This window comes from Plantactinospora soyae (assembly GCF_014874095.1).
Classification (GTDB): domain Bacteria; phylum Actinomycetota; class Actinomycetes; order Mycobacteriales; family Micromonosporaceae; genus Plantactinospora; species Plantactinospora soyae.
In genome coordinates, this window is record NZ_JADBEB010000001.1 from 7,012,881 (window position 1) to 7,031,040 (window position 18,160).

Below are 18,160 nucleotides of genomic sequence, written 5' to 3' on the forward strand. Positions count from 1 at the left end.
CGGGATCGGTAGATCCCGGGGGCCCGTTCGGTACGGCGCGACGCCGACCTGGCCGGTGCTACTTGGTGAGCGGGGCCAGCTTCGGGTCGTTGGCGTACGCCTCGACGACGTTCGCCTTGGTCACGATCACCGGCTCGAGCAGGTACGACGGGACGACCTTCACCCCGTTGTTGTACGACTCGGTGTCGTTGACCTTCGGGGCGTTACCGGCCTGCAGGTCCTTGACCATTCCGATGGTCTCCTTGACCAGGTTCCGGGTGTCCTTGTTGATCGTCGAGTACTGCTCACCGGCGACGATCGACTTGACCGACTCCACCTCGGAGTCCTGCCCGGTCACGACCGGGACGGCCTTGCCGGCACCCTTGACCGAGGTGATGATGGCGCGGGCCAGCGTGTCGTTGGGCGAGAGCACCCCGTCCAGCGTCTTGCTGCTGTAGGTCGAGGTCAGCAGGGAGTCCATCCGCCGCTGGGCGTTCTCGGCCTTCCAGCCGTCGGTGGCGGTCTGCTTGATGTCCTTCTGACCCGAGCCGACCACCAGGGTGCCCTTGTCGATCTCCGGCTTCAGCACGTCCATCGCGCCGTCGAAGAAGACCGCCGAGTTGTTGTCGTCCGAGGAACCGGAGAACAGCTCGATGTTGTACGGGCCGGCCGGCTTCTTCGCCTTCATGCCCTCCAGCAGCGCCTGGCCCTGGAGCTGGCCGACCTTGAAGTTGTCGTACGCGACGTAGAAGTCGAGATCCTTGGTGTTCTTGATCAGCCGGTCGTACGCGATCACCGACGCGCCGGCCGCCTTGGCCTGCTCCACCTGGGTGGTGAGCTGCGCGGCGTCGGTCGCACCGATGACGATCACCTTGGCGCCCTTGGTGACCATGGCCGAGATCTGGGCCTGCTGGTCGGCGACGGTGCTGGTGGCTCCGGCGTACTGGACGTCGGACTGGAAACCGGCCTCCTTGAGCCCGTTGGTGAACAGGTCACCGGCGAGGACCCAGTTCTCGGAGGTCTTGGCCGGCAGCGCCACGCCGATCAGCGAGTTCGCGGCGAAGCCCTTCTCGGGCGCGGTCGAGCCGGCCCCGTCACCGTCGGACCGCTCGGAGCAGGCCGTCAGTGCCAACAGGGCGATGGCGCCAACCGCCACACCCCTGGCGAGATATTTGCGCATTTGTGCACGTGCCCTTCTTGGAGGTGAGGCGGGGCGGAGGTTTTCCGCCCCGTCAGACGGTGACCGTCAGCTGGCCACCGGAGTCTTGGCGGGCTCCTGGCCCGTCTCGACCGTGGACGCCGGTTCGGCGGGTGCCTCCCGGCGGAGTGGGCGGGTCACCGATCCGATGATCGAGAAACGCCCCCGGTTCTTGTTGTAGACGTCGAACGCGACGGCCAGCAGCAGGACCAGTCCCTTGATGATCTGTACGCGGTCCGAGCCGACACCCATCAGCTGGAGACCGTTGTTGAGCACCGCCATCACCAGGCCACCGACGATGGACCCGCTGACCGTGCCGAGACCGCCGGAGACCGCCGCGCCACCGATGAAGACCGCGGCGATGGCGTCCAGTTCCCAGCCGAGCCCGTCCTGCGGGCCGGAGGCGGCGGATCGGGCGACGAAGATCATGCCAGCCAGGGCCGCGAGGACCGACATGTTCATGATTACGAGGAAGTTGACCCGCTTGAGTTTGACGCCGGAGAGTTCCGCCGCCCGGGCGTTGCCCCCGACGGCGTAGATGTGCCGGCCGCCGGCGGTGTTGCGGGTGATGAAGGCGTAGATCACGACCAGTACGCCGAGGATGATGCCGGAGATCGGGAAGCTGGTACCGACCCGGCCACCGGCGAACCGCAGGCTCGCGTACGCCACCACCGCGATGGGTACGGCCACCCGGATCACCGAGATCCACATCGGCGCCAACTCGGCGTCCATCTCGCGCCGGGTCTTGCGCGCCTTCCACTCCCGGGCCACCACCGCCACGCAGACCAGCAGGCCGAGCAGCAGGGTGAGGTTGTTGTACCCGGTGTCCGGCCCGACCTCCGGCAGGAAGCCGGCGCCGATCACCTTGAAGCCCTCGGGTACCGGGATGGTGTCGGCGTTGCCGATGTACTGGTTGCCGCCCCGGAACAGCATCATCCCGGCCAGGGTCACGATGAACGCCGGCACGCCGACGTACGCCACCCAGAAGCCCTGCCAGGCGCCGATCAGGGCGCCGACGCCGAGGCCGATCAGAATCGCCACGAACCACGGCACGTTCCAGTCCTGCATGACCCGCGCGACCACGATGCCGACGAACGCGGCGATCGAGCCGACCGAGAGGTCGATGTGACCGGCGACGATCACCATCAGCATCCCGATCGCCAGGATCAGGATGTAGGAGTACTGGCTCACCAGCGAGATGAGGTTGCTCGAGTTGAGCGTCAGACCGTTGGTGAGAATCTGGAACAGCAGGACGATCGCCACCAGCGTGAAGATCATCCCGAACTGTCGGGCGTTGGATGTCGTCCCCGCGAACAGGGACTTCTGGAGGTCCTTGATCTTGCTCACGGCGTCTGCGCCTTCTTCGCTGAGGTCATCTGCTTCATGAGGAGTTCCGGGTCCGCGTCGCGCCGCTCGATGTCGCCGGTGATGGTTCCCTCGAACACCGTGTAGATGCGGTCGCACAGGCCGATCAGCTCGGGCAGTTCCGAGGAGATCACGATGACGCCCTTACCCTGGTCGGCGAGCTGCTGGATGATGCCGTAGATCTCGTACTTGGCGCCCACGTCGATGCCCCGGGTGGGCTCGTCGAGGATCAGCAGGTCCGGATCGGTGAACATCCACTTCGCCAGCACGACCTTCTGCTGGTTGCCACCCGAGAGCTTGGTGACGCCTTCGTCGACCGTGGGCGCCTTGACCCGCAGGCTGGTCCGGTACTGCTCGGCCGCCTGGTACTCGCGCACCTGGTCGACCACGCCGTGGTTCGCCACCTTGGACAGCTTGGCCGCCACCACCGAGGTCTTGATGTCGTCGAGCAGGTTCAGCCCGAGCGACTTGCGGTCCTCGCTGACGTACGCCAGCCCGTTGTCGATGGCGTCCGAGACGGACTTCAGCACGATCTCCCGGCCGTCCTTGAAGATCCGTCCGGACTGGTAGACGCCGTACGACCGGCCGAAGACGCTCATCGCCAACTCGGTACGGCCGGCCCCCATCAGCCCGGCGAACCCGACGATCTCCCCACGGCGCACCGTGAAGTTGGAGCCCTTGACCACCATCCGGTCGGCCGAGATCGGGTGTCGGACGGTCCAGTCGCGGACCTCGAAGAAGACCTCACCGATCTTCGGCGTGTGGTCGGGGAACCGGCTGTGCAGCTCCCGGCCCACCATGCCGCGGACGATCCGGTCCTCGTCGACCCCCTGCGCCTTGACGTCGAGGGTCTCGATGGTCTGGCCGTCCCGCAGGATGGTGATCGAGTCGGCGACCTGGGCGATCTCGTTGAGCTTGTGCGAGATCATGATCGAGGTGATGCCCCGCTCCTTGAACCCGCGGAGCAGGTCCAGCAGGTGCTGGGAGTCGGCCTCGTTCAGCGCGGCGGTGGGCTCGTCGAGGATCAGCAGTTTGACGTGCTTCGCGAAGGCCTTCGCGATCTCGACGAGCTGCTGCTTGCCCACGCCGATGTCCTTGATCAGCGTGTCCGGGTGCTCCCGCAGACCCACCCTGGCCATCAGCTCCAGCGCCTGCCGGTTGGCGGCCTTCCAGTCGATCGCCCCGTGCCGGCGTGGCTCGTTGCCCAGGAAGATGTTCTCGGTGATGGACATCCCGGGCACCAGGGCCAGTTCCTGGTGGATGATCACGATTCCGGCCTGCTCGCTGGCCCGGATGTCGGAGAACCGGGACTCGGCACCCTGGTAGACGATGTTCCCGGAGTAGGTGCCGTGCGGGTACACCCCGCTGAGCACCTTCATCAGGGTCGACTTTCCGGCCCCGTTCTCACCGCAGATCGCGTGGATCTCGCCACGGCGAACCACCAGGTTGACGTCGGAGAGCGCCTTGACCCCGGGAAACTCCTTGGTGATCGAGCGCATCTCCAGAAGGACCGGAGCGCCGCTCATCGCAGACGCTCCCCGGTCCGGGCGCGTGCGGCGTAGCCGGTCGGCGCGGCAGCAGCCGCGTCCCGCCCGTCGTCGGGGCGCCAGAGGGAACCACGCGCGTCCGGCCGTGGTCGGCCGCGCCGCGTCATCAACATCATTGTTGCCTCCGGGCTGTCGTCACCAGGTGACATCCGTTTGTTGCCTGGAGGAACTTATTGTAATACGAGGAAGTTTCGCAAGATTTCGTGACCGACTCTTGACATACGCATACAGCGCGGGATAGCCCACGCGCAGGGCGGACGCGTCGTCAACGTCACACCTCGGGTCCGGAGGAGGACGGGAGCATTCGGGTGGAACACCCCGGACCGACAGGTTTCTCGCCCGCTCCGGCGGCCAGCCCCTCGGCGGCGGCAGCCACTCCCCCCACCCCGTCACCGGCGGAGTGGCAGGCGACAGGCTATCCCGGTCCCCCGGCGGACCGTCGACCGGCCCGTCCGGCGGTGGCACCGCCCGGTTCGCGCGGCCCCGTTCCGGTATCGCAGCGGGGTGTCGACGCCCGCCCGGACGCGCCCCCGCCGGTCAGGGGCCGGTCACCTCGTCGTCCGGCCGGGGCGTACCGGGCCGCGACGGCATCCGGGTGAGCGGCGGCAGCACCAGCGCCACCAGGGCGATCACCGCGAGTACGGTAAACGGCAGGGTGTACGAATTGCCGCTGGCCTCGAACAACGTCGCGGTCAGCAGCGGCCCGACCACGCCGCCGATGCTCCACGCCACGATCATCGCGCCGTAGACCGCTCCGGCGTGCGGGGTGCCGAAGTAGTCGGCCGCGGTCGCCGGCATGGTGCCGAAGCCGCCGCCGTAGGCCAGGTAGATCAACGCGGCGAGGACGGCGAACAGGGCGAACCCGGCCGCGTGCGGCAGGATGAAGAAGCAGACCGCCTGCAACGCGAGCATCCCGCCGAACGCCACCATCCGGCCGGTCTGGTCGGAGAGCCAGGCCCAGCAGAGTCGCCCGGCGCCGTTGAACAACCCGAGCACCGCGACCATGCTGGCGGCCGTGGCCGAACTCACTCCGGCGATCGCCTGGGCGGCATCGGCGGCCTGTGAGATGAAGGCGATCCCGCAGGTGACGTTGAGCGCCAGGATCCCGGTGAGCAGGTACCACTGCGGGGTACGCAACGCCTCGGCGAGGGTGTACACCCGGGTCCCGGCCGGGGCCCGCCCGGTGGTCACCGGCACGAAACCGGCCACCTGGTACCCCGGCGGCGGATTACGGAAGAACGACGCCCCGAGCAGCACCGCGACCAGGTACGCCAGGCCCAGCGGCAGGAAGACGCTCGGCTTGTCGGTGGTGTTGTTCAACAGCGTCTTCGCCACCGGGGCGGTGATCACCGCGCCGAAGCCGAAGCCGGCCACCGCGATACCGGTGATCAGCCCACGGTGATCCGGAAACCACTTGGTGAGCATGGCGATCGGCGTGATGTACGCCGCCCCGAGCCCGATCCCGCCGAGGACGCCGTAGGTGAGCACCAGCAGCCAGAGCTGGTCGCCGTCGGAGACCAGCGAGGCGAGGATGTTGCCCACCGCGTACAGCACCCCGCCGCCGAGCGCCACCACCCGGGGACCGCGCCGGTCCTGGACCCGCCCGCCGATCAGGCTGCCGATGAAGATCGTGCCGATCGCCACCTCGAACGGCAGCACCGCCTCGGACTTGCTCCAGCCGAACGCCTCCTGGAGCGGCTTGTTGAAGACGCTCCACGCGTACACCGCGCCGAGGGCCAGCTGCACCAGCACGGCGGCCACCACCAGGCCCCACCGGCCGGCGGATGGTCTCCGCTCCCCCTGACTGACACTGCCCGTTCCTGCCATGAGCGTGACCCCCGTCTCGGCCCATGGAACGGCGCCCGCCCGGAACTACGGGCCGGCGCCAGCCCCCCGTTTCTCCCGCTGCTCCCGCTGCGGCAGCACCGTGTACTTCGGATCCCTGGCCGACGCCACCCCGGCGGAGAAGACCCCGAACCGGGTCAGCACCGAGGAGGCCAGCAGGGCCGCGCCGGAGAGCGCGGACAGCACCCGGCTGCGCCGGCCGAGCAGCGCGCCGGCCGTACCGGCGGCCAGCAGCAGCTGTCCGGCGTGGAGCAACCGGGCGGACCGGCCGACCCCGTACGGCTCGCCGGTCAGCCCCATCCGGGCGATCCGGCGCTCGGCGAGCGTCTCGATCACGGCGCCGGCCACGGCGAGCCGGACCGCCGGACCGCTCTGCGCGGTCGGCGCGGCGACCAGCCCGGCCCCCGCCCCGGCGACCAGCGCACTGCCCGCGAACACGAACGGCAGGTCTGGATACGCGTCGTGCCAGGCCGGCATCGCGGTGTCGGCGAGCAGCACCCCGGTGTACGTGGCCAGGGCCGGCGCCAGTCCCGCCGAGGCGAAGCCGGCGGCGCGGCCGACCGGTGGCAGCAGTCGACGGACCAGGCCTAGCCCGCCGTGCCGGGGCAGCATCGGAGCGATCTCGCTCACCGCGGCCAGTCCGGCCACCGGCCCGAACGCGGCCAGGATCCAGGTGCCCATCGACATCGGCGAGGTCGGCTTCACCACCCGCAGCATGTGGTGGAACCGGGCCGGACGACCGAGGTCGTTGACCAGGAAGTAGGTGCTGGCCCCGATCGCGGCGAGCGAACCGAGCCGGCCCACCCGGCGCAGCGCCGCCCGGCCGGTCAGGTCCGCGCCGGCGGCCAGCAGCGCCGTCCCGGCGGCGAGTCCTCCGGTGAACAGGTACGCCGGTATGTCGTGCCGCCACACCGGTGCCTTCACGATCGGCCGGCCGTAGTAGGAGGCGAACTCGGCCGGCGGCACGACCTGCGGCTCCCCGCCGACGACCCCCGGCCCGGATCCGGCACCCCGCCCGGACCGGCGCCGCCGCCCGGCACCGTTCGGCTGGTCGAGGCTGGCCCTGAACTCCCGGAAGCGCTCCCCCAGTGGTCCGCCCCAATCTCCCCGGCCCGGGCCGCTCATGCCGTCTCCCCGGTTCGCTCGTCGCCTCGGTGCCCCGACGGCCCGAGCTGGTCGGAACGCTTGCTCCACCCGCTCGTGACCGCTCCTCGCGCCCGTGCACCCGCCGACCTGAGCTGGCTGATGCCCGCGCTCCGCCCGGTCATGCCGACCGACCGACGAACGCGGTTACCGTGGCCGCCGCCATGGCGAGCGCGGCCAGTCCGGCCCGCCGCCACATCCGGGGCAGGTCCCGAGTAGTCACCACCGGGTCCGGCGGCAGCCCGTACACCTCCGGCTCGTCGAGCAGCAGGAAGAACGCGCCGTCGCCACCCACCCCGTCGGCCGGGTCGTGGCCGTAGAGGCGTGCCTCCGGGACGCCCTCGGCGTGCAGCCGCTCGACCCGGATCCGGGCCCGGGCCCGCAACTCGTCGACCTCGCCGTACTGGATCGACTCGGTGGGACACGCCTGGGCACAGGCCGGGGTCCGGCCCGCCCCGATCCGGTCGTAGCACAGCGTGCACTTCCAGGCGCGGCCGTCGTCCTCACGCTGGTCGATCACCCCGTACGGGCAGGCGGGTATGCAGTAGCCGCAGCCGTTGCAGATGTCCTGCTGCACCACCACCGTGCCGAACTCGGTCCGGAACAACGAACCGGTCGGGCAGACGTCCAGGCAGGCGGCGTGGGTGCAGTGCTTGCAGACGTCCGACATCATCAGCCAGCGCAGGTCGGTCCGCTCACCCCGGTCGCCCCGGCCCGGCAGGTCGGTTCCGGGCAGGCCGAGGAACTGCGTCCCGGACACCATCCGGCCGGCCGGGGCGGGATCCGGTGCGGTCGGCAGGCCGGGTCGCGTTCCGGGCTCGGCCACCGTTAGGGCGCCCGCCTCGGCGGTGGCCAAACTGATCGGCGGCCCGGTGGGCGTACCGACGGTCGGTGGCGACGTCTGCCAGCCGACCGGTCGAGGTTGTTCGATGAAGGCGACGTGCCGCCACGAGTTGGCGGTCAGCGCCCCGGTGTTGTCGTACGACATGCCGAGCAGGTCCAGCCCGCTCTCCGGCACCAGGTTCCACTCCTTGCAGGCCACCTCGCAGGCCTTGCAGCCGATGCAGACGCTGGTGTCGGTGAAGAAGCCCATCCGGGGTGGCGGGTCGACGTGGCCGGCCCGCTCGGCGGGGTTCGCCGGGGCGCTCGGGGAGTTCGTGTCGACCATGCTCAGGCCTCCCGGTCCGTGCCGTCGTCCGGGCCACTGCGGCGGGGGCCGTCGTCGGAGCCGACGTCGCCCTGTCCGGCGGTGACGACCGGTGGATAGTGGCCGTCCCGCCCGGACCGGCGACGGTATTCGGCGAGATAGTCGAGCAGGGCCGGACCGGTCGGACGCCGCCCGGCCCGGATGTCGCAGGTGCCGACCTTGCTCTCCTGGATCAGTACGTTGGGGTCGAGGGTGGCGCCGAAGAGATCGTTGGCCGACTCGCCCCGGACCAGTCCCTCAGCGCCGAAGTGGTACGGCAGCCACACCTGGTGGATCACCCGGCCGTCCACCCGCAGCGGGGTCAGCCGGTCGGTCACCATCACCCGCGCCTCGATCACGCCGCGGCTGGTCACCAGGTGCGCCCAGCCCAGGTGGGTCAGTTTCCGCTCGACCGCCAGCTCGGGCGAGACCTCCACGAACATCTCCGGTTGCAGCTCGGCCAGGTACTTCACCGTCCGGCTCATTCCGCCCGCGGTGTGGTGCTCGGTCAGGCGGCTGACCGTGAAGACGTACGGGAAGACGTCCGCGTGCTGCTCCGGCGGGCTCGGATTGGTCGGGTTGTCCGGCCGTTCGTACACCTTGCGGGTCGGGTTGGCCTGCTGGCCGTAGAGCGGGTTGCGGACCGGTGACTCGGCCGGCTCGTAGTGGGCGGGCAGCGGCCCGTCGAGCACCCCCACCGGGGCGAAGAGCCAGCCCTTACCGTCGCCCTGCATGATGAACGGGTCATCGCCGCTGATCCCGGCCACCCCGACGTCGTCCTCGCCGGGCCGGTAGGACGGCGGCTTCGTCTTCTCGAAGTCGGGTACGTCGTGCCCGGTCCACTGCCCCTGTTCCTCGTCCCACCAGACGTATCGCTTCCGTTCGCTCCACGGTCGGCCCTCCGGGTCGGCGGAGGCCCGGTTGTAGAGCAGCCGCCGGTTGGCCGGCCAGGCCCAGCCCCACTCCGGGGCCACCCAGCTCTGCTCCCGGCCGGGTTTGCGCCGGGCCGCCTGGTTGACTCCATCGGCGAAGACTCCGGTGTAGATCCAGCAGCCGCCGGTTGTACTGCCGTCGTCCTTCATCTCGGTGAACGTGGCGAGTGGGCGGCCGGTCGCCACCTCGTACCCGTTGATCTCCCGCAGCACCGCGGTGGCGCTCGGCTCGGCGTGCGGACCGTGCGTGGGGTAGTCCCAGGCCAGGTCGAGCAGGGCCCGGTCGCGCGGCAGGGTGGAGTTGGTCAGCCTCTCCCGGACGATCCGGCCGAGGTGGTAGAAGAACCACAGCTCGGAGCGGGCGTCGCCGGGGGCCTCGACGGCCTTCTCCCGCCACTGCAACAACCGCTGGGTCTGGGTGAAGGTGCCCTCCTTCTCCACGTGCGAGGCGGCCGGCAGGAAGAACACCTCGGTACGGCAGCGTTCCGGCGCGATCTCGCCGGTCTCCACCTCCCGGCTGTTCTTCCAGAAGGTGGCGCTCTCGATCATGAATAGGTCCCGGACCACCAGCCAGTCCAGGTTGGCCATGCCCAGCCGCTGGGCGCGGCCGTGCGCCGAGCCGACCGCCGGATTCTGGCCGAGCAGGAAGTACCCCTTGATCTTGCCGTCGATCATGTCGAACACCTGCCGGTAGGTGCCGTGGTCACCGGTCATCCGGGGCAGGTAGTCGTAGCAGAAGTCGTTGTCGGGGGTGGCCGCGGTGCCCCAGTACGCCTTGAGCAGGTTCACCGCGTACGCCCGGGCGTTGTTCCAGAAGCCCTTCTGCCCGGGGTGCTGGATGCTGGTGACCCACTTGTCGAAGGTCGGGTGCTGCGCGTGTTGCGGCATCGGCAGGTACCCGGGCAGCAGGTTGAACAGCGTCGGGATGTCGGTCGAGCCCTGGATGCTGGCGTGTCCACGCAGGGCCAGTACGCCGCCGCCGGGCCGACCCATGTTGCCGAGCAGTAGCTGGATGATCGCCCCGGCCCGGATGTACTGCACCCCGACCGTGTGCTGGGTCCAGCCGACCGAGTAGACCAGCATGCTGGTCCGGTCCCGCCCGGAGTTCGCGGCCCAGGTCCGGGCCACCTCCTCGAACTTCTCCCTCGGGGTGCCGCAGACCCGCTCGACCATCTCCGGGGTGTAGCGGTCGTAGTGCCGCTTGAGGATCTGGTAGACACAGCGCGGATGTTGCAGGGTCTCGTCCCGCTGCACCTGACCGGAGACCGGCGCGCCGTGCGACTCGTGCCGCATCCCCGCCGCGCTGTCCCGCTCGGTGGCGGTGTCGTTCGCCCCGTCGCCCTCGTTCCCGTCGTACTGCCAGCTGCTCTGGGCGTAGCTGGTCGTCTCGGGGTCGAAGCCGGAGAAGAGCCCGTCGAGGTCCTCGGTGTCCTGGAAGTCGTCGCTGACGATGGTCGCCGCGTTGGTGTAGGCGACCACGTACTCCCGGAAGTCCAGCTCGTTGTCAAGGATGTACCGGACGATGCCGCCGAGGAACGCGATGTCGGTGCCGGCCCGGATCGGCACGTAGCTGTCGGCGAGCGCGCTGGTCCGGGTGAACCTCGGGTCGACGTGGAAGACCCGGGCCCCCCGTCGCTTGGCCTCCATCACCCACTGGAAGCCGACCGGATGCGCCTCGGCCATGTTCGAGCCCTGGATGATGATGCAGTCACTGTTGATCAGATCCTGCTGGAAGGCCGTCGCACCGCCGCGACCGAAGCTGGTCCCCAGACCGGGGACGGTGGCGGAGTGTCAAATCCGGGCCTGGTTCTCGATCTGGAGCGCCCCCATCGCGGTGAACAACTTCTTGATGAGGTAGTTCTCCTCGTTGTCCAGGGTCGCCCCGCCGAGGCTGGCGATGCCCATGGTGCGGTGCAGCGGGCGCCCCTCGTCGTCGACGTCCTCCCAGGTCGCGTCGCGGGCGGCGAGAACCCGGTCGGCGATCATCTCCATCGCGGTGGAGAGGTCCAGCTCTTCCCAGTCGGTCCCGTACGGCCGGCGGTAGAGCACCCGCTGCTGGCGTAGCTCGCTGGTGACCAGGGTCTTGCTGGCCGCGCCCTTCGGACAGAGCCGGCCCCGGGAGATCGGGCTGTCCGGATCGCCCTCGATCTGGGTGACCTTGCCGCCGGAGACGTAGACCCGCTGTCCGCAACCGACGGCGCAGTACGGACAGATCGACCGGGCCACCGAGTCGGCGCTGTCGGTACGCGGGGTGAGCGCGTCGGACCCGGCCGACTTCGCCGCTGTCCCCCGACCGAGCGGATCGGTGCCGGTGAGCTGCCGATAGACGGGCCAGCCCGCAAGCCAGGTCCGGACTCCCATTTCGGGCACCTCCTGACAAATGAGGCGGGCGAGCCGACCAACCGAGCGTAAGGCAGCTGGCCGGTCCCCGCATGGGACCGCCGAAACAGCGGTGGACTTCGTGGGCGGCTGACCGGGGAGCGAGAGCGGCTGACCCGGGGCAGGGCGGTTTAAGGCTCGCGCCAATGGCAATGACGCCGCATGGCCGACCGCACCCCGGTGGACGTCGTTCTGTCCTGCCCCAACGAAGCCGACGTGTCGCTGCGGGTCCTACTCGGCGAGGACCGCGCGGGCTGGTGGTCGGCCGTGCCCGCAAACCTCCGACCAGGGGTGGCCAAGCCGTACGTGCCGGACGCCGACCCGGGCCGGCAGACGTACGGCCCGGATCCGGCCGCCGGCGCCACCGGATCCGGTACCCGATGACCAGCAGCCGGCTGTACCGCGACGGCGCCCTGGTCGAGCAGGACTTCCCGGCCAGCGAGGTCGGGGACCGGCTGGCGGCCGACGACCGCGTCGTCGCCTGGCTGGACATCTGTCAGCCGAGCGAGGACGACCTCAAGCTGCTCGCCGAGGAACTCGGCATGCACGAGCTGGCCCTGGAGGACGTCGTCCAGCAGGCCCAGCGGGCCAAACTCGACCGGTACGACACCCATCTGTTCCTGAACACCTACATGGTGCGGCTGGACGCGGCCGGTGGGTTGACCGACGTCGAGGTGTCGGCGTTCGTCAAGCCCCGAGCGCTGGTCACGGTGCGGTACGACGACCGGTTCGACATCCGCGAGGTGCTGGCCCGCTGGGACGAGAGTGCGGAACTCGCGCCGCACGGGGTGGCCTTCCTGCTCTACGGCCTGCTCGACACGCTGATCGACGGGCACTTCACGGCCGTACAGCAGCTCGACTCGACGCTGGAGCAGGTCCAGGGGGTGATGTTCAAGGGCGGTGCGACGAACCGCGACGAGGTCCAGCGGCGCATCTTCACCGCCCGGCGTGATCTGGTCCGGCTCCGCCAGGTCACCCTGCCGATGCGGGAGGTGGTCAACTCCCTGATGCGCCCGACGATGCACACCGTCGATCCCGAGATGCTGCCGTTCTACCAGGACCTCTACGACCATGTGCTGCGGGTCATCGAGTGGAGCGACTCGTTGCGGGATCTCAACACGACCATGCTCGAAACGAACCTGATGCTGCAGAACAACCAGCTCAACCTGATCGTCAAGAAGGTCACCGGCTGGGCCGCCATCATCGCCGTACCGGCCGCCGTGACCGGGTTCTTCGGACAGAACGTCGCGTTCCCGTGGCGGCACACCCCGGCGGAGTTCATCATCTCGCTGGTCGTGACCTTTGGATTTGCGATCGCGCTCTATCTGGTGTTCCGGAGGAAGACCTGGATCTGAGGTACCCCGGCCGAAGCACGGCACTGCCGGGGAGGCCGGCGGATGGCCAGCCACCCCCGGCAGTAGGGGTGAATCGGGTTATCGGGACCAGACGTCCTGGACGATGTCCGCGGCCTGGTCCTCCCACTGGGCGTACGCGAACGGGTACGCCGACACCTGCACGCGCTGCGCGGCGTCGGTCAACGGCAGGTCGCGCCAGCCGTCGATCCGCTTCAGCCCGTCGAAGAAGGCCCCAGCCGAGTAGTCACGGTCGGTGACCTGGTCCGGCGATCCCCAGCCCGACGACGGGCGCTGCTGGAACAGACCCAGCGAGTCGTGGTCGTTCCACGCGCCCAGGTGGCCGAGGTTGCGCAGCTTCGACTCCTGGAGCGAGGTCGCCACGCCGATCACGGCACCGCGCTGACCCATGTCCAGTTTGCGGGCCACCCGGACGATCTCCCTGGCGTTGTCCCGCTGGTCGTCGTCCAGGTCGATCCGTGACTGGTAGCCCTGGACGCCGTGCGGGATCAGCTTGTCCCGGGACGGCTTGTCGTCCGAGTTCCCGTCGTCCGACTGCTTACCGTCGGATTTCCCGTCGGCCGCCGACCGGTCCCCGGCCGAGCCGTCCTGCGGTTCGTCGGCCCGCACCGTCTGGCTGTATGCCGCCGGCTGGGCACCCTGGTCGCCGCCGGCAGCCACCGTGGCGGCGGGTCCGGCGACGGCCGAACACGCTGCCGCACAGGTGAGTCCCGCGACGGCCAGTGCGGTGCGACGAGCGACCGGCTTCTCCGCGACGGCGGGAAGCCGACGCACCGCCGGGTGTTCCGCGATGGCGGGAATCCACCGTGTTACAGCGGTCTCCGCGATGGCGGGGAGCCATCGTCCGAAGATCGGATTCATGGTTGCCCTTTCGATCTGGGATTCCGGGGAGGCACTGCGACGTCCTGGGTCTCGCAGACCCGGTACATAGCGGTACGCCCGCGGTCCAGGGGGCTGAGCTCGCGGGCGTACCAACAGACTCAACCGGCAGGGCAGGTCCGGCATTCCGGATTTGCCCTCCCGGCGATCCGGTCCGACCCGGGCCGGGTCCGCCCGACGATCCAGGCCCCCGGAGCCGGCCCGCCGACCGCCCACCGGCGGGCCGCTGGCCGGCCTCGGACCCCCGACAGGGTCCGGACAGACCATCGAAATCGGGTACGGATCATCCGCACCCGCCAGGTTCGGGCTACCCTGACCCCATGCAGTACGCCGCCGCGGCCGGAACCGGCGTGGCCTATCTGGCCCGCCCGGGCCGTCCTGCCGTGGTGACCCCGACCGTCGCCGAGCTGGCGGGGCCGACGCACGGTACCGTCACCCTGCCGCTGCGGCTGATGTGGGGGCCGGACCGCTCGTTCGACCTCGCCGATCCGGACCAACTGCTCTGGATGTACGAGAACGTGCTGCGCGAGACCACCCGCTCGGAAGATCTACGCCGGTTCGTCAACGCCGGGATCCTCCGCCAGGTCTGGCCGATGCTGAACCTGCCCCGGGGCGTACGGGCGGCGTGGGAGCGACGGCACCCCTCGCTGACGGCGGAGTACGGCGATCCGTCGGGCGACCGTCGGGCGGCATGACCACCACCCATCTCGACGACTTCTACCGCCAGGTCGCCCGGGTTGCGCTCTCCGTAGCCGACAAACACGGGTTCGTACTCGGTGGCGGGGTCGCCTGGGCGGCACACGGACTGGTGTCCCGGCCCACCGAGGACGTCGACCTGTTCGCCGATGTCGACGGCGCGGCCGCCAGCGCGGAGGCGGAAGTCCGGGTCACCCTGGAAGCCGCCGGCTTCACCGTGGCCGACGAGGATCCGTCGAACGATCTTGCCGGCCTGTTCAGCGGCTTCGAGCTGGACATGAAGGACTTCCTGGTGAGTCGGGGCGGCCGTCGGCTCCGACTCAGCCTGGGCCGGTTGGACCGGCACCGGAGCCCGGTCGTGATGGACCTCGGACCGGTGATGCACGTCCAGGACCTGGTGGCCAGCAAGACCGCCGCCCTGGTCACCCGCCGTGAGGTGCGGGACTACATCGACGTCGCCGCCGCGCTCGACCGGTACTCCGTCAACGACCTGCTCCGACTCGCCTCCGAGTACGACCCGGCGATCGAGCCCGACGACGTCACCGCCGCCGGCCGCTACCTCGACCGGCTCCCGGACCAGCGTTTCGCCCGCTACGGCCGCGACCCCGAACAGGTACGACAGATCCGTGCCAAGCTCGCCGACTGGCCCCGCTGACGAGGGCCGCTACTCGCTGCCGCCTGGGTCAGCGGGGTGCCAGCCGCTCGGCCAGGAGGCCGATGTAGGCCTCCACCTGCTGCCGGTCGTAGCCGCGAAGGCGCACGGTGAAGGTGGGTCGCCGGAGCGCCTCCGCAGCAGCGGCCCGCTCGGCGGGACTGTCCGAGGCGAGCGCCGCTTCGCCCTGACGCAGCAACGCGCGTACCTGTTTCATGTCGTAGCCGCGAAGGGCAACGATGAAGTTGGGATCATGTGCCATCCCGGTAGTGTCGCAACCTCTGTCCAGACACGACGCTGGCCGGATTCCCGGTGGGGAACCCGGCCAGCGGTAGCGCCATGCTTCGTTGTTTAGCTGTTGTTCCAGGCGTTGGCGACGAGGTCAGCGGCCTGGTTCTCCCACTTGGCGTACGCGTCCGGGTACGCCGAGACCTGCACCTTCTGCGCCGCCACGGTCAACGGCAGATCATGCCAACCATCAACCTGCTTCAGACCCTTGAGGAACGCGATCGTCGAGTACTCCGGATCGGTGATCTGATCCGGCGAACCCCAACCCGAGGACGGCCGCTGCTGGAACAGACCCAGCGAGTCATGGTCGTTACGGTCACCCAGGTGACCCAGGTTCTCCAACTTCGACTCCTGGAGGCTCGTGCCCACCGCGATCACGGCGGCACGCTCGTCCAGACCAGCCTTCTTCGTGGCCTTCACGATCGCCTTCACGTTCCCGGACTGCTCGCCCGAGAGCGGAATCGACTGCTGCTCACCCTGCACACCACGCGGAACCAGCCTGTCCCGCGACGGCTTAGCGTCCTTCTTACCCTTGTCCTTGTCGTTCTTGTCCTTGTCGCCCTTGTGGTCCTTGTCGGCCAGCACCGACTGCGACACCGACACCGGCCTGTTGTGCTCCGGGGCGGCCTGAGCCGCCACCGCGGGACCGGCGACCGCGCCACCGACAAACGCCAAACCAGCAAGACCCAACACACTCTTACGAACAATCGAAGTCTGCTCGACGGCCGGGAGCCATCGGCTGAACAGAGTCGTGTTCACGATGGTTACCTTCCACTCGGGGATGAACACCCCACGGGGGAAATCCGGGGTGCCAGTGGTACGTGATTCCGTCCCGAGGCGAACACGCGCCTCCAGGGACCAAGACTTGTCCGGGAAGTACCGGGGGGCTACTCAACCGAACACCATATGTAACGACCGGGGGCCCTGGATCATTCCCGGCCCGCCACCTGTCAGCCCAGCTCACAGACCGTGGTACTCGGTCGTACGGGCAATGTAACGACCGGCCCCCCACCAACATTCCGGGCCACAAACTTGATCATGAACCGAACCGGACACCCGGAACATTCGGCAAGAGAGTCCGCCCTTGTCGTGGCTCCTGGCGGCCGGCCGAACTCTCAGGGTGGCTTGCTGGAGTTCGAGGGGGTCAGATGTCCTCGCCGTCCGAGTTGTCGGCGTCAGCGTCGAACGGGTCCGTCCAGTAGCCGGTGTCATGGAACCGGTCAACCGCAGCCTGCCAGGTCGAATAGCGGGGATCGTCCATCGCCACGTCGTCACCCTCAGCGGTACGCGGTGGCGGCGGCTCGTTACCCGAAAGGAAGCCGCGAATGAAGTAGAGGGCCTGTTCCGAGCACAGCTCGATCTCCCCGAGCGACACCCGGGTGTAAACGCCCCTCTCCGCACAGTAAGCGCGCATACGACCCCGGTGAGTATGCGGGTTGCCGACCAGCAGGTAGTGCCGACCGCACGGGTCACTGTCGTACCACACCGCCGGATCGACATCCGCCGGTAACTTCTGATCAACCGAGGAGGTCACCGCACCACTATGGCGCCAGCAGCAGCGGATCCGGAGTGTTTGGGCCGGTGACGTGAGCCACGAGGCTCGACCAGCCGCTGGCGGTCGACGGGTGTCCGGCCTGAGCATTCGTACCGGGGCCGGCCCCGACGACTTCAGTGGCGCGTTTCCGAGCTGATCTCCGCGATCTCCGGCAACGTGATCCGGGTCTGTCGGATCATTCGATCGGTGTCCGTACGGAGACGCCACTCTGACGGGGTGCATCCGTACTGCTGTTTGAACGCGCGGGAGAACGAGGAGTGGTCGGGGTACCCGGACATCCGGGCGATCGCCGCGACCGACACCAACGCGTTGGCGGGATTGACCAACGCGCGCGCCGCCCGGCTGAGCCGTTCGGTTCGGATCCACTCCCCCAGGGTCACGTTCATCCGGGCGAGCACCGCGTACAGGTATCGCTTCGAGATGCCGAAGTGGGCGGCGAGCTTGTCGGCGCTCAGTTCGGGGTCTCCCGCGTGGGTCCGCAGGTACAGCATGATCCTCATGCCCATCGTCTGGCTGAGCGGTTGTCGGCTGAGGAACTCGTCGCCGCCGGCGGTTGTCAGCAGCGCGCGGAGCAGGTCGACCGTCGGATGCGCGAGCGCCGCCGCCTGCGCCTCGGAGAGCTCGGGCAGCCCCGCCAGCTCGGTCAGGTACTTGTCGACCAGCGGCCCGAGTGGGCTGCGACCGATGTTGCGGACCATCACGTCGCGGAGGAAGAGATAGGGCATACCCAGCTCCTCCATGGTCACGGTGATTGACCGCGCCTGGGTCGGCTCGTCCGCTCGGAGCCTGAGTGCGTCCCGGCTCCAGTACGGCACCATGGACCCTGACCGCTGGCGATCCATCCGGCCGTTCTGCTCGATGGCGTACGGCCCGGAGGAGACGGTCAGGATCAGACGCGGCATGGGGTCTCGCCGCGCGACGTTCGCAGACCGGAATCCGTGGAAGTTGTCGAGGGCGGTCTGGGTCACGTTGATGCCGCCGAAGTAGCGGTCCATGTGCTGGAAGGCGACCCCACGGCCAGGGTCGGCCGGTCGCGCGCGGAACGGCACCGAGCAGGTGCGGGCCGCCTCGTCGAGGATCTCGACCCGGGACGACCGCACCCCGTCGGTCAGGTTGAAGTAGCGCATCTCGTAACTCTCCGGT

General features: G+C 69.2%; 15 protein-coding genes and 1 pseudogene. 4 read left to right on the top strand and 12 right to left on the bottom strand.

Annotated features, from left to right (window positions below; genetic code table 11):
• Positions 1-58: 58 nt before the first annotated feature.
• The 7 genes from H4W31_RS30670 to fdh form a co-directional block, all read right to left on the bottom strand.
• Positions 59-1,159, bottom strand: a complete 1,101-nt coding sequence (locus tag H4W31_RS30670) for a substrate-binding domain-containing protein (RefSeq protein WP_192769812.1) — start codon at positions 1,157-1,159, stop codon at positions 59-61.
• A 66-nt stretch (positions 1,160-1,225) separates the two neighbouring features.
• Positions 1,226-2,524 (bottom strand): multiple monosaccharide ABC transporter permease, encoded by a 1,299-nt coding sequence (gene mmsB / locus H4W31_RS30675; RefSeq protein ID WP_192769813.1) that lies wholly within the window; start codon positions 2,522-2,524, stop codon positions 1,226-1,228.
• Positions 2,521-4,068, bottom strand: coding sequence for a multiple monosaccharide ABC transporter ATP-binding protein (gene mmsA / locus H4W31_RS30680; RefSeq protein WP_192769814.1), 1,548 nt, complete (start codon positions 4,066-4,068; stop codon positions 2,521-2,523). The genes mmsB and mmsA overlap by 4 nt, the downstream gene beginning before the upstream one ends.
• Positions 4,069-4,626: 558 nt before the next feature.
• A complete protein-coding gene (locus tag H4W31_RS30685; RefSeq protein ID WP_192769815.1) occupies positions 4,627-5,916 on the bottom strand; it encodes an L-lactate MFS transporter in 1,290 nt (429 codons plus the stop codon).
• 45 nt (positions 5,917-5,961) lie between these two features.
• A complete protein-coding gene (gene nrfD / locus H4W31_RS30690) occupies positions 5,962-7,059 on the bottom strand; it encodes an NrfD/PsrC family molybdoenzyme membrane anchor subunit (RefSeq protein ID WP_192769816.1) in 1,098 nt (365 codons plus the stop codon).
• Between the two features lie 139 nt (positions 7,060-7,198).
• Complete coding sequence (locus tag H4W31_RS30695) at positions 7,199-8,245, bottom strand: 4Fe-4S dicluster domain-containing protein (protein WP_192769817.1); 1,047 nt, start codon at positions 8,243-8,245, stop codon at positions 7,199-7,201.
• Positions 8,246-8,247: 2 nt separating this feature from the next.
• Positions 8,248-11,556, bottom strand: coding sequence for a formate dehydrogenase (gene fdh, locus H4W31_RS30700; protein WP_264084095.1), 3,309 nt, complete (start codon positions 11,554-11,556; stop codon positions 8,248-8,250).
• Between the two features lie 180 nt (positions 11,557-11,736).
• On the opposite strand from fdh, the gene H4W31_RS30710 reads away from it, so the two are divergent.
• Entirely contained in the window at positions 11,737-11,958 is a 222-nt protein-coding gene (locus tag H4W31_RS30710; protein WP_192769819.1) for a hypothetical protein, read from the top strand.
• A complete protein-coding gene (locus H4W31_RS30715) occupies positions 11,955-12,929 on the top strand; it encodes a magnesium transporter CorA family protein (protein WP_192769820.1) in 975 nt (324 codons plus the stop codon). The genes H4W31_RS30710 and H4W31_RS30715 overlap by 4 nt, the downstream gene beginning before the upstream one ends.
• Positions 12,930-13,007: 78 nt before the next feature.
• On the opposite strand, the gene H4W31_RS30720 is transcribed toward H4W31_RS30715, so the two are convergent.
• The gene (locus H4W31_RS30720; RefSeq protein WP_192769821.1) at positions 13,008-13,808 is read right to left on the bottom strand and encodes a hypothetical protein; all 801 of its coding nucleotides are present in this window, start codon (positions 13,806-13,808) and stop codon (positions 13,008-13,010) included.
• A gap of 338 nt (positions 13,809-14,146) precedes the next feature.
• Here H4W31_RS30720 and H4W31_RS30725 point away from each other — a divergent pair, with 338 nt between their 5' ends.
• Together H4W31_RS30725 and H4W31_RS30730 are read left to right on the top strand one after the other, a co-directional pair.
• Positions 14,147-14,521 carry a hypothetical protein gene (locus H4W31_RS30725; RefSeq protein ID WP_192769822.1) on the top strand — a complete coding sequence of 125 codons (375 nt, stop codon included), beginning with the start codon at positions 14,147-14,149 and terminating at the stop codon, positions 14,519-14,521.
• Complete coding sequence (locus tag H4W31_RS30730) at positions 14,518-15,177, top strand: nucleotidyl transferase AbiEii/AbiGii toxin family protein (protein ID WP_192769823.1); 660 nt, start codon at positions 14,518-14,520, stop codon at positions 15,175-15,177. The genes H4W31_RS30725 and H4W31_RS30730 overlap by 4 nt, the downstream gene beginning before the upstream one ends.
• A 28-nt stretch (positions 15,178-15,205) precedes the next feature.
• Here H4W31_RS30730 and H4W31_RS30735 read toward each other — a convergent pair whose 3' ends face one another.
• From H4W31_RS30735 to H4W31_RS30750, 4 genes and pseudogenes are all read right to left on the bottom strand, one after another.
• Positions 15,206-15,436, bottom strand: coding sequence for a DivIVA domain-containing protein (locus tag H4W31_RS30735; RefSeq protein ID WP_192769824.1), 231 nt, complete (start codon positions 15,434-15,436; stop codon positions 15,206-15,208).
• An 89-nt stretch (positions 15,437-15,525) separates the two neighbouring features.
• Positions 15,526-16,221 (bottom strand): hypothetical protein, encoded by a 696-nt coding sequence (locus tag H4W31_RS30740; protein WP_318783492.1) that lies wholly within the window; start codon positions 16,219-16,221, stop codon positions 15,526-15,528.
• Positions 16,222-16,630: 409 nt separating this feature from the next.
• Positions 16,631-16,996 (bottom strand): annotated as a pseudogene (locus H4W31_RS30745) (hypothetical protein); the annotation flags it as partial.
• 134 nt (positions 16,997-17,130) lie between these two features.
• The gene (locus H4W31_RS30750) at positions 17,131-18,144 is read right to left on the bottom strand and encodes a helix-turn-helix transcriptional regulator (protein ID WP_192769826.1); all 1,014 of its coding nucleotides are present in this window, start codon (positions 18,142-18,144) and stop codon (positions 17,131-17,133) included.
• Positions 18,145-18,160 lie beyond the last annotated feature (16 nt).

Coding starts and splice junctions, on each gene's coding strand:
- H4W31_RS30695 (WP_192769817.1), bottom strand. CDS start 8,245: ATGGTCGACACGAACTCCCCGAGCGCCCCGGCGAACCCCGCCGAGCGG.
- H4W31_RS30720 (WP_192769821.1), bottom strand. CDS start 13,808: ATGAATCCGATCTTCGGACGATGGCTCCCCGCCATCGCGGAGACCGCT.
- H4W31_RS30730 (WP_192769823.1), top strand. CDS start 14,518: ATGACCACCACCCATCTCGACGACTTCTACCGCCAGGTCGCCCGGGTT.
- H4W31_RS30685 (WP_192769815.1), bottom strand. CDS start 5,916: ATGGCAGGAACGGGCAGTGTCAGTCAGGGGGAGCGGAGACCATCCGCC.
- H4W31_RS30710 (WP_192769819.1), top strand. CDS start 11,737: ATGGCCGACCGCACCCCGGTGGACGTCGTTCTGTCCTGCCCCAACGAA.
- H4W31_RS30715 (WP_192769820.1), top strand. CDS start 11,955: ATGACCAGCAGCCGGCTGTACCGCGACGGCGCCCTGGTCGAGCAGGAC.
- H4W31_RS30750 (WP_192769826.1), bottom strand. CDS start 18,144: ATGCGCTACTTCAACCTGACCGACGGGGTGCGGTCGTCCCGGGTCGAG.
- H4W31_RS30725 (WP_192769822.1), top strand. CDS start 14,147: ATGCAGTACGCCGCCGCGGCCGGAACCGGCGTGGCCTATCTGGCCCGC.
- H4W31_RS30670 (WP_192769812.1), bottom strand. CDS start 1,159: ATGCGCAAATATCTCGCCAGGGGTGTGGCGGTTGGCGCCATCGCCCTG.
- mmsA (WP_192769814.1), bottom strand. CDS start 4,068: ATGAGCGGCGCTCCGGTCCTTCTGGAGATGCGCTCGATCACCAAGGAG.
- nrfD (WP_192769816.1), bottom strand. CDS start 7,059: ATGAGCGGCCCGGGCCGGGGAGATTGGGGCGGACCACTGGGGGAGCGC.
- H4W31_RS30735 (WP_192769824.1), bottom strand. CDS start 15,436: ATGGCACATGATCCCAACTTCATCGTTGCCCTTCGCGGCTACGACATG.